Source organism: Rhodococcus sp. YL-1 (assembly GCF_001942025.1).
Lineage (GTDB): Bacteria > Actinomycetota > Actinomycetes > Mycobacteriales > Mycobacteriaceae > Rhodococcus_F > Rhodococcus_F qingshengii.
The window spans coordinates 66,215-81,040 of the sequence record NZ_CP017299.1; the positions used below are offsets into that span (position 1 = coordinate 66,215).

Sequence of the window (14,826 nt, forward strand, 5' to 3'; positions counted from 1 at the left end):
TTCGGCCATGGGCCGGGCATCTTCGTTTCGCCCGTGTTGGCCGGCTGGGTCAGGGACTCCTCCGATGGTGTTTGTCCGAAATGTCGTCCCCATCGGGGACGCCTCAACCTCGAGACTTCAGCGCCGCCCGCGCAGCATTGAACCCACCCATCCCGTGGACCCCGCCGCCCGGGGGAGTCGCGGAAGAGCAGAGGTAGACGCCCTCAACCCCAGTGGCATAGGGGTCGAGCCCGAACCGGGGGCGCGCGATGATCTGCCGCGCAGTGTTCGCCCCCGCGGAGATGTCGCCGCCCACATAGTTGGGGTTGTACGCCTGCATCTGCGGCACATTGCGCACGTGGACGCCCACGACCCGGTCCCGGAACCCCGGCGCAAAGCGCTCGATCTGACTCGTGATCGCATCGGTGGCGTCACCCGGATAGCCATGCGGCACATGCGCATACGCCCAGACCGGATGGATGTCTCCCACAGATCGGGAGGGGTCGGCCAAGAACTGCTGGCCCAACAGAATGAAGGGCTTGTCCGGCATCTGACCCTGAACGGTCTGACGTTCGACAGCTGCAGTTTCCGAAATCGTCCCGGACAGATGCAGGGTGCCGGCCTTGCGGGCATGCGGATTCGTCCACGGCACGACGCTCCCGTCGGAGTCACCACGCACGGCGTAGTCGACCTTGTAGGCGGCGGTGCCGTAGCGGAATTTGCGGTAGGCCCGGGCGATGCGGTCGGGCTGCCGGCCGTCGAGCAGGCGCCCGGCCGCATCGGGGGCGATGTCGAGCATGACGATGTCGTAACCGGCGATCTGGGAGTAGTTGGTCACCCAGTTCCCGGTTTCGATGGTGCCACCGAGGCTGCGCAGGATCGAGGCGAGCGCATCCGCAATTGATCCTGAACCCCCTTGCGCCACAGGCCAACCGTGAGCATGAGCGGCCGCAGTGAGCATCGAGCCGACAGCACTGGAGAGTGGAAGGGTCAGCGTCCCGAACATGTGCGCCGCGACGCCACCGAACAGTGCCCGCGCCTGTGGGGTCTTGAACATCCGCGCGAAACCCGTCGCGGGAAGCAGAGCGCCCGTCCCGAAACGGGCGAGCATCAGCGGGTGCTTCGGGACGTGGACGATCGGCTGGAAGACGTCCTGCACCAACTCGTCGAAGTTCTCGGATAGGTATCCGAAGACGTCGAGCCACCTCTTACCGTCGGCACCCAATCCGTCAGCGGTCCGGTTGATGTCGCGCCACAGAACCCCGGCGGTGCCGTCGTCGAGTGGATGGACCAGATCGATCTCGGGCCACAGCCACGTCAGGCCATGCTTGGCGAGCCCGAATTCGCGGTCGAGTTCCTTGAAGTAGGGAGAAGCCAAAGCGGTGGGATGGAAGGCGGAGCAATCGTCGTGGACGAGCCCGTCGACTATGTATTCGCTACTGCGGGTGCCACCGCCGATCTTGTCCGCACCCTCGATGACATGGACGTCGATTCCGGTGCGGGCGAGTTCGATCGCCGCCGCGAGACCGTTGGGGCCACTGCCCACCACTACTGCTGTTGTCATTTGCGCTTCGCCACCCGTCTTCTCAAGGGTGAGCCTACGGAAATTACAGCGATGGCATTCTGCGAGCAAACAATTCAGGCCTAGACCTTGGTTGATCGATCAACTTTTGTTACAGTTCGAGGCGCACTGGCCGCAGCTGATTCTTATCGCTGCGGCCAGTTGTTGCATTCATCGCCCATCGCGCCTGTTTCCTGCGGATTCGGTATCCTGTGAATCGGAACTTCTCTGCACAGACGCAGCTCCGAAATCTGTCGAGGGGCCTTCTGGCTCCCTGCATCGCCGCAGTTCAGAGCAATTATAGGGCTACCTTAGTTGCGCCCGTGCCGGGGTTCTGAATTATCGTTTTCGTTACACGGTTGACTCACAAAAGTTTCAACCGACCGAAGACTCACGTCGCCGGGTGCCAGAACGCACACCATCGCGTCTGCGCAGGGCGGCTACTTCGGTGGTACCGAACACATCGTCGTGTCGGTGCTTTGAAGGACTTGCATTGCAAGTTGATGGCCATCAGCGCTGCTGGTCGTCGGTGCATCTTTATGGCATACGAAGGCTGGGTATGAAGCAACTTCCAGGCCCCCAGGGCCTCTATCACCCGTCCAATGAGCACGACTCCTGTGGAGTCGCATTTGTTGTCGACATGCATGGTCGCCGCAGCAGGGACATCGTCGAAAAGGCGATCACCGCTCTGGTCAACCTCGAGCATCGCGGCGCTGCCGGATCAGAACCCAACACGGGTGACGGTGCGGGCATTCTGCTGCAGGTTCCCGACAAGTTCTTCCGAGCTGTCGTGGACTTCGCGCTGCCCGCCGAAGGCGCGTACGCAACCGGTATCGCATTCCTCCCGCAGGGCGATGCCGATGCACACGAGGCTGCTGCTGCAGTCGAGAAGATCGTCGTCGAAGAGGGCCTGAAGGTTCTCGGTTGGCGCGAGGTCGGAACCGACGACTCCTCGCTGGGCGCACTGGCGCGCGACGCGATGCCGACGTTCCGTCAGATCTTCATCGGCTCCGAGGGTGACAAGTACACCGGCATGGATCTCGAGCGTCGTGCATACGTGGTGCGTAAGCGCACCGAGCACGAACTCGGCTCCGAAGGCGCCGGCAAGGGTGGCCCGGGTAGCGAGACCGTGTACTTCCCCAGCCTGTCCGGCCAGACGTTCGTCTACAAGGGCATGCTCACCACCCCGCAGCTCAAGGGTTTCTACCTCGACCTGCAGGACGATCGTGTCGAGAGCGCACTGGGCCTGGTCCACTCGCGCTTCTCCACCAACACGTTCCCGTCGTGGCCGCTGGCGCACCCGTTCCGCCGGGTCGCTCACAACGGTGAGATCAACACCGTCACCGGCAACGAGAACTGGATGCGCGCTCGCGAGTCCCTGATCGACAGTGACGTCTTCGGTGGCCGCGAGAACCTGGACAAGATCTTCCCGATCTGCACCCAGGGCGCCAGTGACACCGCTCGTTTCGACGAGGTGCTCGAGATGCTGCACCTCGCCGGTCGCAGCCTGCCGCACGCAGTTCTCATGATGATCCCCGAAGCCTGGGAGAAGCACGAGAGCATGGACCCCGCTCGTCGGGCGTTCTACGAGTACCACTCGGCTCTCATGGAGCCCTGGGACGGACCGGCGTCGGTGTGCTTCACCGACGGCACCGTCATCGGCGCCGTGCTGGACCGCAACGGTCTGCGTCCGTCGCGTCTGTGGATCACCGAAGACGGCCTCGTCGTCATGGCGTCGGAGGTCGGCGTCCTGCCGATCGATCCGTCCACCGTTGTCCGCAAGGTCCGCCTCCAGCCCGGCCGCATGTTCCTCGTGGACACCGCGCAGGGCCGGGTCATCAGCGACGAGGAACTGAAGAACGAACTCGCTGCCGAGCACCCGTACCAGCAGTGGATCGACGAAGGTCTGATCCACATGGACGACCTGCCGGACCGTCCGTACACGTACATGTCGCACGAGCGCGTCGTCCTGCGTCAGCAGCTCTTCGGTTTCACCAACGAAGAGGTCAACCTGCTGGTCAAGCCGATGGCTCTCTCCGGTGCCGAGGCACTGGGCTCGATGGGTACCGACACTCCGATCGCCGTGCTCTCGTCACGTCCCCGGATGCTGTTCGACTACTTCTCGCAGCTCTTCGCTCAGGTCACCAACCCGCCTCTCGACGCGATCCGTGAAGAGGTTGTCACCAGCCTCGGCGCGACCATCGGCCCCGAGGGTGACCTGCTGCACCCGAATGCGGACTCCTGCAAGCAGATTGCGCTCCCGCAGCCGATCCTGCACAACGACGACCTGTCGAAGCTCGTTCACGTCAACGACGACGGCGAATTCCCGGGCTTCCGCAGCGTCGTGATCCGCGGCCTGTACCCCGTCAAGGAAGGCGGCGACGGTATCCGTCGTGCGCTCGAGGGCATCAAGTACCAGGTCTCGCAGGCAATCGAGGGTGGCGCACGCATCGTCGTGCTCTCGGACCGTGAGTCCACCGAGGACTACGCGCCGATCCCGTCGCTGCTCCTCACCTCGGCCGTGCACCACCACCTGGTTCGTGAGAAGTCGCGCACCAAGGTCGGCCTCATCGTCGAGGCCGGCGACGCCCGCGAGGTGCACCACATGGCGCTCCTCATCGGCTTCGGTGCCGCAGCGGTCAACCCGTACATGGCTTTCGAGACCATCGACGAGTTCCTGCAGAACGGCGAGCTCGAGGGTCTGACCCTCGAGAAGGGCATCGCGAACTACATCAAGGCAGCCGGCAAGGGTGTCCTGAAGGTGATGTCCAAGATGGGCATCTCGACGCTCGCGTCGTACACCGGTGCTCAGTTGTTCCAGGTCATCGGCCTCTCGCAGGAGCTGACGGACGAGTACTTCACCGGTCTGCAGTCGCAGCTCGGTGGCATCGGCCTCGACCAGATCGCAGCCGACGTCCAGGCACGTCACGCCGTCGCATACCTCGATCGCCCCGAAGAGCGCGCTCACCGCGAGCTCGAGGTCGGCGGCGAGTACCAGTGGCGTCGTGAAGGCGAGTACCACCTGTTCAACCCGGACACCGTCTTCAAGCTCCAGCACGCAACTCGCACAGGTCAGTACGAGGTGTTCAAGGAGTACACGACCATGGTCAACGACCAGTCGGAGCGCCTTGCCGCTCTGCGTGGTCTGTTCGACTTCAACATCGGCAAGCGGCCGTCGATCTCGATCGACGAGGTCGAGCCGGCCAGCGAGATCGTCAAGCGTTTCTCGACGGGTGCGATGAGCTACGGCTCCATCTCCGCCGAGGCTCACGAGACTCTCGCCATCGCGATGAACCGTCTGGGCGCCCGCTCCAATTCCGGTGAGGGCGGCGAACATCCGTCGCGCTTCACGCCGGACGAGAACGGCGATCTGCGTCGCAGTGCCATCAAGCAGGTCGCGTCGGGACGCTTCGGTGTCACCTCGCACTACCTGAGCAACTGCACCGACATCCAGATCAAGATGGCGCAGGGAGCCAAGCCCGGTGAGGGCGGCCAGCTTCCGGCTCACAAGGTGTACCCGTGGGTGGCCGAGGTTCGGCACTCCACGCCTGGCGTCGGCCTGATTTCGCCGCCGCCGCACCACGACATCTACTCGATCGAGGATCTCGCTCAGCTGATCCACGACCTGAAGAACGCCAACCCGCAGGCCCGCATTCACGTGAAGCTGGTCTCCGAGGTCGGCGTCGGAACCGTCGCGGCCGGTGTCTCCAAGGCACATGCCGACGTCGTTCTGATCTCCGGTCACGACGGTGGCACCGGTGCCACCCCGCTGACCTCCGTCAAGCACGCGGGCGCACCGTGGGAGCTCGGCCTCGCCGAGACCCAGCAGACGTTGCTGCTCAACGGTCTCCGTGACCGCATCGTCGTGCAGGTCGACGGCCAGCTCAAGACGGGTCGCGACGTCGTGGTCGCTGCCCTGCTCGGCGGCGAGGAGTTCGGTTTCGCCACCGCACCACTGGTGGTCTCGGGCTGCATCATGATGCGCGTCTGCCATCTCGACACCTGCCCCGTCGGTGTCGCGACGCAGAACCCGTTGCTGCGTCAGCGTTTCAGTGGCAAGCCGGAATTCGTCGAGAACTTCTTCATGTTCATCGCCGAAGAGGTTCGCGAGCTTCTCGCGGAACTCGGTTTCCGCACGCTGCTCGAAGCCGTCGGCCAGGTCGACATGCTGGACACCACGCGCGCTCTCGATCACTGGAAGGGAAGCAAGGCAGGCAATCTCGATCTGTCGCCGATCCTGACCCAGGTCGAGTCCGCGTTCATGGACCAGGACGTCCACTGCACCGGCACGCAGGATCACGGTCTGGACAAGGCACTCGATCAGCAGTTGATCGTCTCGGCCCGCAACGCACTCGACAAGGGTGAGGCGGTCTCCTTCGAGTCCGCGATCACCAACGTCAACCGCACGGTCGGCACCATGCTCGGCCACGAGGTCACCAAGGCGTTCGGTGGAGAGGGCTTGCCCGAGGGCACCATCGACATCACGTTCACCGGTTCCGCCGGTAACAGCTTCGGTGCTTTCGTGCCCAGCGGTATGACCTTGCGCCTGCACGGCGACGCCAACGACTTCGTCGGCAAGGGCCTTTCGGGCGGACGCATCGTCGTACGCCCGCCGCTCGATGCAGCGGAAGGCTTTGTCGCCGAGGACAACATCATCGGTGGCAACGTCATCCTGTTCGGCGCCACCAGCGGCGAGGCTCTGCTTCGCGGTGTCGTCGGCGAACGCTTCGCAGTCCGTAACTCCGGCGCCACTGCCGTCGTCGAGGGTGTGGGCGATCATGGTTGCGAGTACATGACGGGTGGAAAGGTGGTCATCCTCGGAGCCACCGGACGTAACTTCGGCGCCGGCATGTCCGGTGGCGTCGCGTACATCTACAACCCCGACAAGGCATTCGAGAAGAACCTCAACACCGAACTGGTGGACCTCGAGGATCTTTCGGGCGACGACTTCACCTGGTTGAAGGGCGCCATCGAACGTCATCGCGACGAAACCGGCTCCGAGGTTGCAACGCGCATCCTCGCTGACTGGTCGCAGCAGGTGGGTCACTTCGCAAAGGTGATGCCCCGCGACTACAAGAAGGTTCTTTTGGCCATCGCGGCCGCAGAGAAGGATGGCAAGAACGTGGACGAGGCAGTTATGGAGGCAGCTCGTGGGTGATCCAAGCGGCTTCCTGAAGCACACGTCGCGCGAACTTCCGGTTCGCCGGCCGGTGCCGTTGCGCCTGCTCGACTGGAAAGAGGTCTACGAGGAGTTCCCGAAGGAAACCCTCAAGACCCAGGCCAGCCGTTGCATGGACTGCGGAATTCCTTTCTGCCACAACGGTTGCCCTCTCGGAAACTTGATTCCCGAGTGGAACGACCTGGTCTACAAGGACCACTGGCACGACGCCATCGAGCGTCTGCACGCGACCAACAACTTCCCGGAGTTCACCGGTCGTCTGTGCCCCGCACCCTGTGAGGCGTCCTGTGTCCTGGGCATCAACCAGGATCCGGTCACCATCAAGCAGGTCGAGGTCGAGATCATCGACAAGGCCTTCGACGAAGGGTGGGTCAAGCCGGTTCGCGCCGCGCACGCCACCAACAAGAAGGTTGCGGTTGTCGGCAGTGGTCCGGCCGGTCTGGCTGCAGCGCAGCAGCTGACCCGCGCCGGTCACGCAGTGACGGTCTTCGAGCGGGCAGACCGCATCGGCGGCCTGCTGCGCTACGGCATCCCCGAGTTCAAGATGGAGAAGCGGCACATCGACCGCCGTCTCGAGCAGATGGAAGCCGAAGGCACCGTCTTCAAGACCAACGTCAATGTCGGCGTGGACATCACCGCGGACGAGCTGCGTGAGCAGTTCGACGCAGTGGTTCTGGCCGGCGGCGCCACCGCAGCTCGCGATCTTCCGATCCCGGGCCGCGAACTGGACGGCATCCACCAGGCGATGGAGTTCCTGCCGATCGCCAACCGCGTGCAGTTGGGTGACCTCGACGCTCCCACCATCACCGCTGAGGGCAAGAAGGTTGTCATCATCGGCGGCGGCGACACCGGAGCGGACTGCCTCGGCACCTCGCACCGTCAGGGTGCGGCCAGCGTCCACCAGTTCGAGATCATGCCGCGTCCGCCGGAGACTCGCGCCGAGCAGACTCCGTGGCCGACGTACCCGCTCATGTTCCGCGTGGCTTCGGCTCACGAGGAGGGCGGCGAGCGTCTGTTCTCCGTCAACACCGAGAACTTCGTCGGTGAAAACGGCAAGGTCACCGGACTCAAGGCTCACGAGGTCGAGATGAAGTCGGGTCGCTTCGAGAAGGTCGAGGGCTCGGACTTCGAGCTCGAAGCCGATCTCGTGCTCCTGGCAATGGGCTTCGTCGGTCCCGAGAAGCCGGGTCTGCTCACCGATCTCGGTGTCGACTTGAACGAGCGTGGCAACGTCGCCCGCACGTCGAAGTGGAACACCAACGTCGACGGCGTGTTCGTGGCCGGCGACATGGGCCGCGGTCAGTCCCTGATCGTCTGGGCCATCGCCGAGGGACGTTCCGCAGCAGCCGCTGTGGACACCTACCTCGAGGGTGTCACGGCCCTTCCGTCACCGATCCACCCGACAGCGGCTCCGCAGCGCTAGAGGCTCTCACAAAGCCGCACCCCACCGCATTCGGTGGGGTGCGGCTTTGTTTCTGCAAGCAATTCGCACGATCTGTAACAAACCTTCATCAATCGTGCATCGGACAGACACAACGCCCAGACAGTATGATTCCGGAGCACCGATAGTGGTGTATGGGTTGCTGAAGGTAAAACAGGGGAGTTTCATGCGTGCGAGGCGTCTCGTTGCGGTGTTGTCGGCACTTGCTGCGGCAGTAGTGGTACCGGTTGTCAGTGCTCCCGTGGCGTCGGCTGATCCCTGCCCCAGCCTGTACGTCGTGGCCATCCCGGGAACCTGGGAGCCCTCGGGCACCAGGCCCGGCGCCGGCATGCTCGCCCCGGTGACCAACGGGCTTCCGGGCTCCGTACGCACCGATTACGTCACCTACTCGGCGACGGCCTTCCCGTGGGAGTCCAACGTCTACGCCAAGTCGAAGCAGCAGGCCGTCGACAATGCCCGCGGCATGATCGGCGCCATGGCCGCCTCGTGCGGTGACACTCGCTTCGCCATCGTCGGATACAGCCAGGGCGCCGACGCGGCAGGCGATCTCGCCGCCGAGATCGGAACCGGCATCGGCGTGGTCCCCCCGACTCGCGTCGAGGGCGTCGGCTTGCTGTCCGATCCCCGTCGTTCCGAGTCCGACGTCCTGATCGGCCCCGCTGTCGGCGGTAACGGTGCCAGCGGCCCTCGCATCGGTGGATTCGGTTGGCTGTCAGGCAAAACGGTGACGCTCTGCGCGGTCGGTGACCTGTACTGCTCGACGCCGAAGGACGATTTCGTGATGCGTCTGGCCGGATTCATGGCTCAGGCGTCCGATCCCACTCCGGCCAGTGCGCTCGCGCTGCGCGACGAGGCCGCCGTGATCGTCAATGATCTGATCACCGCAGGCGGTCTCCCCGCTTTGATGGCCCAGCTCGATCCGGGCGCGAACTCGCGGCGCATCGATCAGTTGGTCGACTTCTACGGCTCGCAGGTCCACACCGACTACACGCGTTACGTCGTTGACGGCGCAGGCAATTCGGCTACATCCTGGCTGCACGGCTGGTTGGCCGGCAAGGCCTGATCAGCAGTACGTCTGCTCCGCCGTGTCGACGTAGATCTCGGCAACGCGCTGCGAGGACATCGGCGTGATCTTTGAGTACACCTCGCCGACGGAGTCGAACTCTGCCAGCACTTCGGACCGAGGCATACCGTCAGCGAGCGCCTTGCAGGTGCCGTCGGCGTAGAGGATCTCTGCGGAATCCATTCCGGCGGGCGGGATCCCGGCCAGACGCAGAGCGGCGATGTACCGCTGCCCCTTCTCGCCGGCGTTCGCGACGATCTCTTCCGGTGAGCGGGCGTCGATCGGTGCATTGGCCGCTGGCGCTACCGGTAGCGACACCGGCGGGGGCGTCGATTCGACGACGCTCGGCGCGGCTTCCGGAGTTGTTGCGGCGAGCGGGCTGGTCGGCAGCTCGGAAAGCGTACTGGGGGCAGTCGAACTCGACGTCGCCGCAACCGACGTGCTGGTGGCCGCAGAAGTGGATTCCGATGCGTCGCTGTCGGACTGGCTGCTGCAGCCGCTGAGGAGTAGGCCCGCTGCCGCGACGCAGAGGACCAGTCTGTTCGTGTTCATCACCCGTGAGTGTTACACACCGTACCGCTTATTTTGTCCGTTTTAAGGAAACTCCCTTTTGCCCTGTTTTTAAGTCGAAGTCCTGTGATATACATCTGTTCAGTTGTTACTTGTGAGTAGGAGCACACCGCAAAGACCTTGTCGGCGGCGGTCGAAACACAAGCAATGACTGCGAGTTTCGTCCCCCATCACATAAACGGCAGGGAGAAATCAGTGCAGAAATCTCACAAGAACGGCAACAGACGTCTCGGCACGCGCGTGGCCGTCATTGCAGGTACCGCAGGTGCGGTCCTCGCGTTCGCGGCGCCGATGGCCTCGGCTCAGGACCCGGTCGACAATTCGGTACCGGGCGCCGCAGTGTGTCCGGCTACTGCCGAATCCTGTGTGTCGGTTGTGGTTCAGAGCGGAACCTTCGACAACAACGGCTTCAACCTCCCGATCGGAAAAGGCGACATGATCATCGCCGCCGAGGCCGGCTCCGGTGAAGGTGAGTCCACCGTTCTTCTCCCGCGCGACGACGGACACCACGGTGTCTACTCCAAGCCGTTGACCGTTCCGGGTGGAGTCCTGGGAATCGATCTTCCGTTCGGCAATCTCTTCGGCCTGGCCGCAGTAACGGCCGAAGTGGAGGCAACGGCTGCGCCGACCCTCAACGGAATCATCACCGACATGGATCTGAGCATCCCGGTGCGGATGAAGATCAACAACGCGTTCCTCGGTGACAACTGCTACCTGGGTTCCGCGGCGGCGCCGGTGAATCTTCGTCTCGCGCCTGACCCGTCGGTGGTACCGACCTACACGGTGCTGCCGTCGACTGCGCTGAAGGTGAGCCCGGTCGGGAACGAGGCAACCGGCTTCGCGCTGCCCGCCGCCAGTGGTTGCGGACCGTTCGGAGTGCTGAACCCGATCGTCAACTGGCGAGCAAAGGTACCGGCCACGTCGGGAACCTCGCTCAGCACGATCTCCGACGCCTACCTGTACCCGGGCGGCCTCACCGGTAGCGATCCTCTCGACGATCTCGGCGGCGGAACAGGATCCAGCGGTTCCAGTGGCTCGAGCGGTTCGTCCGGAAGCTCCGGTTCCTGAAAAATCGGAAGCCTAGACGCAGCGGTGGTGACGGAATGTCACCACCGCTGCGGCGTCCGACCTGTAATAACCTGTGCCTCAGGGTGGGCGAAGGCGGCACTCCATCAGGAGCACCTGCGCGGCCACGAAATCACAGGGGAGTCCTCAAACATGTTTCGAGACAGCGTTCTTGCTGGTCCGGTCCTGCGCCGGGGTGTGACGGCACTGGCAGTTGCGGCCGCAGCCACCATGTTTGTCGGTACTGCAGCGACGGCGGAGCCGGCGGCAGTCGCCGGTGAGGTGTCCGCGGACTCCATCGCGGCAGCCCGTGCGCAGGCCATCGGAACGACGGTCACCGTCGTGGGAACCGCGACTACGCCGTCGGGAGTCTTCGAATCCAGCTTCTACGACAAGGGCTTTGGTCTCCAGAGCGGCAATTCGGGCATCTACATCAGCGATCCGAACAACTCCGGGATTGCTCTCGGCGATCAGGTTCAGGTCACCGGAGTCCTCGCGGATCAGGAAGGCCTGCTCGTCGTCCGCCCGACTGCCGTCGAGGTAATCGGTACGACTACCCAGATCAGCCCGGCGCGACTGCCCCTCAATGCAATCGGTGAGGGCAGCGAAGGTCGTCTCGTGACGGTGTCCGGAATCGTGAGCGGACCCGTCGTCGACGATCTGCCGTACGGCCACAAGATCCTGGTCTCGGGCGCCGAGGGAAACACCGTCATCTTCGTCAACACCCAGACCGGAATCGACGTCGATGCCGTCGCCGTCGGACGCCCGATCACCGTCACCGGTTTCAGTGGCCAGTACGCCAGCACCTACGAGGTTCTTCCCCGCTCGGAAGCCGATGTGCAGCAGGGTTTCACGGGAAGCCTGAGTTTCGGAAGCTGACCTAGATCTCGAACCGAGCTCCGACGCGCATCGACCCGGGAGACAACCGGCTGATCGTGCGTCCGAGCTTGGCTTCGACGGTCACGGGTACGACGGCCTTGTTCGTGCGAACCGCTTTCACGATGGCACTGGCGACTCGGTCAGGCGTGAAGTTGCGCTTGCGGTAGAAGTTGTCGACCTTGGTCTGGTTCTCGAGCTGCTCCTCGGCGGTGGTCCCGGCGAACTCGGTGGTCTTGAGGATGTTCGTGTGAACGAGGCCGGGGCAGATGGTGCTGACGCCGATGCCGTGTGGAAGCAGCTCTGCCCGTAGGCAATCCGAGAGCATGAATACCGCTGCTTTGCTTGTCGAATACGCGGTGAGGGCCTTCTGTGGTGTGTACGCGGCGGCCGAGGACAGATTGACGACGTGCCCTCCTGTTCCCCGGTCGATCATCATCGGGGTAAATGCCCGGCAGCCGTAGACAACTCCCCAGAAGTTGATGTCCATGACGCGCTCGAACTGGCGCTGCTCGGTGTCGGCGAACGTTCCCGAGAACCCGATTCCGGCGTTGTTGACGACGATGTCCGGTACGCCGTGATGTGCCGCGACGGTCTCGGCGAACCGAATCACGGCCTGTTCGTCGGACACGTCCACCTGATAGGCGTGGGCACCGCCACCGAACACTGCTTCGGCGCCGCCCGCTTGCGAAGGGATGTTTACAAGTGCCGCAGTGTCCTGCGCGCTTTCGAGATTGATGTCGGAGACCACGACGATAGCTCCCTGGGCGGCGAAGGCGAGGGCCGTTTCACGCCCGATGCCGCTGCCCGCACCGGTGATCACCACCAGCGTGCCGGTGAGATCGCGCAGTCGACGCTGCAACTTCGTTCCGCGTCGCCAGCCGGTGACGTCCTTCAGTAGCCCCATTGGTTGCCCTTTTCGTGTGTACGTTTGTGGCGTGTGTCTCTAGCTGACTTCCCCTCTGCGAAAGGTATCCGATGAGCGAGCTTCGTGTAGTTGCAACCATCCCGGCCAAGTCCGGTTCCGAGGACGACGTCCGATCGGCTCTGACAACTCTCGCGGAGGCGAGTCGGTCCGAGGACGGCTGTGTGTCGTACGAGTTGTTCGAGTCAGCGGCTGCGCCCGGCACGTTCGTCACGATCGAAACTTGGCGCGGGCAGGAGGAGTTGGACGCTCACATGCAGTCCCCGCATCTGCAGGCCGCGCTGGCCGCCGCCGGACCACTTCTCGACGGCGCTCCGGCGATTCATCCGTTGAAAGGCGCCTGAATCAGAATGAATTCCTGACCTTCGCTAAGGGTCTGACCTGCGAATGTCGCTCGAAAACTGACCAATCTTCGCGCTCCATTCCACTGAGCGGGACCTGCGACTAATACCTGTGCCTTAAGTCACAAACTGTCTCGACAATGCTTCACATCACAGTTTCTGACCTGGAGGTTTTGAATGAGTCGCAGTTCTCGGCGCGGTCACCGCAAGGTTGCCGCCGTCGCGCTGGCAGTCTCCGCCGGCCTGTTCGTCTCGTCGTGCGCTGACAGCGGGAACGGGGGTGGGAGCGGCGACGCACCGGACTCCGGTTCGGGATTGTCCATCGGCCCGGTCAACGAGCAGTCCGGCGAGGGCGATCCGGTCAAGGGCGGCACCCTCACGTTCAGCGGGTACTCCGCCGTCACCAATCTCGATCCGGCGAAGACTCAGATCGCCGGTTCGGTCGCCGGTTCGGAGTTGGGCGCGATCTACGACACGCTCCTGCGGTACGACCCGGCATCCAAGGAATTCGTTCCGAAGCTCGCAGAGTCGATGGAGCCGAGTTCCGACTTCAAGACGTGGACCCTCGAACTGCGTGACGGTGTGAAGTTCAGCGACGGGACGCCGGTGGATTCGGCGGCCGTCTCGGCGAGCCTCAATCGCTACGTCACCAACAAGGGACCGCAGTCGAGTCTGTACGCGTCGAAGGTCGCGTCGGTAGACACTCCGGATCCGTCGACGGTCGTCTTCAATCTCGTCGACCCGTGGACCGGTATCGAGTCACTGCTCTCCACCGGCCCCGGCATGATCGTCGCGCCGAGCGCCCAGCAAGGTGATCAGTTCACCCCGATCGGCGCGGGTGCCTTCACCCTCGAGAAGTTCGCTCCCAACGAGGAATTGATCCTCGACGCTCGGGAGGACTACTTCGACGGTGCCCCGAACGTGGACAAGCTGCGGTTGATCAGCATCGTCGGTTCGCAGTCCACCACCGAATCGCTCAAGAGCGGCGGCACGGACGTCGCATACATGCGTTCGCTACCGAACGTGCTGGATCTGATCGACTCCGGCTACCCGGGCTTCGTCGACATTCCGTCGCTGTCGTACCTGTCGCTGGTGAACACGGCACCCGGTCGTCCCGGTGCCGACGTGCGCATCCGTCAGGCATTGGCGCTCGCAACCGATCCCGTCGCACTCGACAACCGACTCAACGAGGGCAAGGGTCTGCCCGGACAGGTCATCTTCCAGGACACCTCCCGCTGGCATAACGACGTCGCTCCGATCGGCGTCGACACCGCCAAGGCGAAGCAGCTTCTCGACGAGGCCAAGGCCGACGGTTACGACGGCAAGATCACATACCTTACGCTGCAGGAGAATTCGGCGCAGGCGATGGCTCTCGCACTGCAGTCGATGGCCAACGCCGTCGGTTTCGATTTCCAGATCGAGTACGTCAACTCGGTTGCCGACGTCGTCAAGCGTTTGTACGCCGACCGCGACTTCGACATGGCAACAGGTTCCGCCAGCCTCGCGGAAGCCGATCCTTTCGAGCGTCTGTACTCCAATCTCAAGTCGGGTGGACGGAACAACGCCACGAGCTTCTCCGACCCCGAGATGGATTCGCTGCTCGATCAATTGGGTGTCGCGACGTCGACCGACTCGAAGATCGAGGTGCTCGCCAAGATCCAGGAGCGCGCCAATGAGGTTGTGCCGTGGCAGGTTTACGGCAACACCCCGTGGCTCGGTGTGTGGGGACAGAACGTCCACGGCATTCAGCAGAGCCTGGACGGAATCATGTTCTTCGACAAGGCCTGGAAGAACTAGACACCTGAATGACTGAATGGACCCGAGAA

General features: G+C 63.5%; 10 protein-coding genes. 7 read left to right on the forward strand and 3 right to left on the reverse strand.

Annotated features, from left to right (window positions below; translation table 11 throughout):
- Positions 1-103: 103 nt before the first annotated feature.
- Positions 104-1,543, reverse strand: coding sequence for a phytoene desaturase family protein (locus tag BH682_RS00360; protein ID WP_075831715.1), 1,440 nt, complete (start codon positions 1,541-1,543; stop codon positions 104-106).
- A gap of 556 nt (positions 1,544-2,099) precedes the next feature.
- Between BH682_RS00360 and gltB the strand changes: the two genes are divergently transcribed.
- From gltB to BH682_RS00375, 3 genes are all read left to right on the forward strand, one after another.
- Positions 2,100-6,698: a glutamate synthase large subunit gene (gltB, locus tag BH682_RS00365; protein WP_042453347.1), complete on the forward strand. Its 4,599-nt coding sequence runs from the start codon at positions 2,100-2,102 to the stop codon at positions 6,696-6,698.
- Positions 6,691-8,142 (forward strand): glutamate synthase subunit beta, encoded by a 1,452-nt coding sequence (locus tag BH682_RS00370; protein WP_003943594.1) that lies wholly within the window; start codon positions 6,691-6,693, stop codon positions 8,140-8,142. Before gltB ends, BH682_RS00370 begins: the two co-directional genes overlap by 8 nt.
- 184 nt (positions 8,143-8,326) lie before the next feature.
- Positions 8,327-9,223 carry a cutinase family protein gene (locus tag BH682_RS00375; protein ID WP_007735797.1) on the forward strand — a complete coding sequence of 299 codons (897 nt, stop codon included), beginning with the start codon at positions 8,327-8,329 and terminating at the stop codon, positions 9,221-9,223.
- Here the strand turns inward: BH682_RS00375 and BH682_RS00380 are convergent, their stop codons facing one another.
- Positions 9,224-9,775 (reverse strand): DUF732 domain-containing protein, encoded by a 552-nt coding sequence (locus tag BH682_RS00380; protein ID WP_007735798.1) that lies wholly within the window; start codon positions 9,773-9,775, stop codon positions 9,224-9,226.
- Between the two features lie 213 nt (positions 9,776-9,988).
- Here BH682_RS00380 and BH682_RS00385 point away from each other — a divergent pair, with 213 nt between their 5' ends.
- A complete protein-coding gene (locus tag BH682_RS00385; protein ID WP_064442914.1) occupies positions 9,989-10,861 on the forward strand; it encodes a hypothetical protein in 873 nt (290 codons plus the stop codon).
- Positions 10,862-11,011: 150 nt separating this feature from the next.
- A complete protein-coding gene (locus BH682_RS00390; protein ID WP_065456391.1) occupies positions 11,012-11,737 on the forward strand; it encodes a hypothetical protein in 726 nt (241 codons plus the stop codon).
- A 1-nt stretch (position 11,738) separates the two neighbouring features.
- Here BH682_RS00390 and BH682_RS00395 read toward each other — a convergent pair whose 3' ends face one another.
- Positions 11,739-12,641: an SDR family NAD(P)-dependent oxidoreductase gene (locus BH682_RS00395; protein ID WP_003943614.1), complete on the reverse strand. Its 903-nt coding sequence runs from the start codon at positions 12,639-12,641 to the stop codon at positions 11,739-11,741.
- Between the two features lie 71 nt (positions 12,642-12,712).
- Here BH682_RS00395 and BH682_RS00400 point away from each other — a divergent pair, with 71 nt between their 5' ends.
- Together BH682_RS00400 and BH682_RS00405 are read left to right on the forward strand one after the other, a co-directional pair.
- Complete coding sequence (locus BH682_RS00400) at positions 12,713-13,003, forward strand: putative quinol monooxygenase (protein WP_003943546.1); 291 nt, start codon at positions 12,713-12,715, stop codon at positions 13,001-13,003.
- Positions 13,004-13,177: 174 nt separating this feature from the next.
- The gene (locus BH682_RS00405; RefSeq protein ID WP_065351725.1) at positions 13,178-14,797 is read left to right on the forward strand and encodes an ABC transporter substrate-binding protein; all 1,620 of its coding nucleotides are present in this window, start codon (positions 13,178-13,180) and stop codon (positions 14,795-14,797) included.
- Positions 14,798-14,826: the final 29 nt, after the last annotated feature.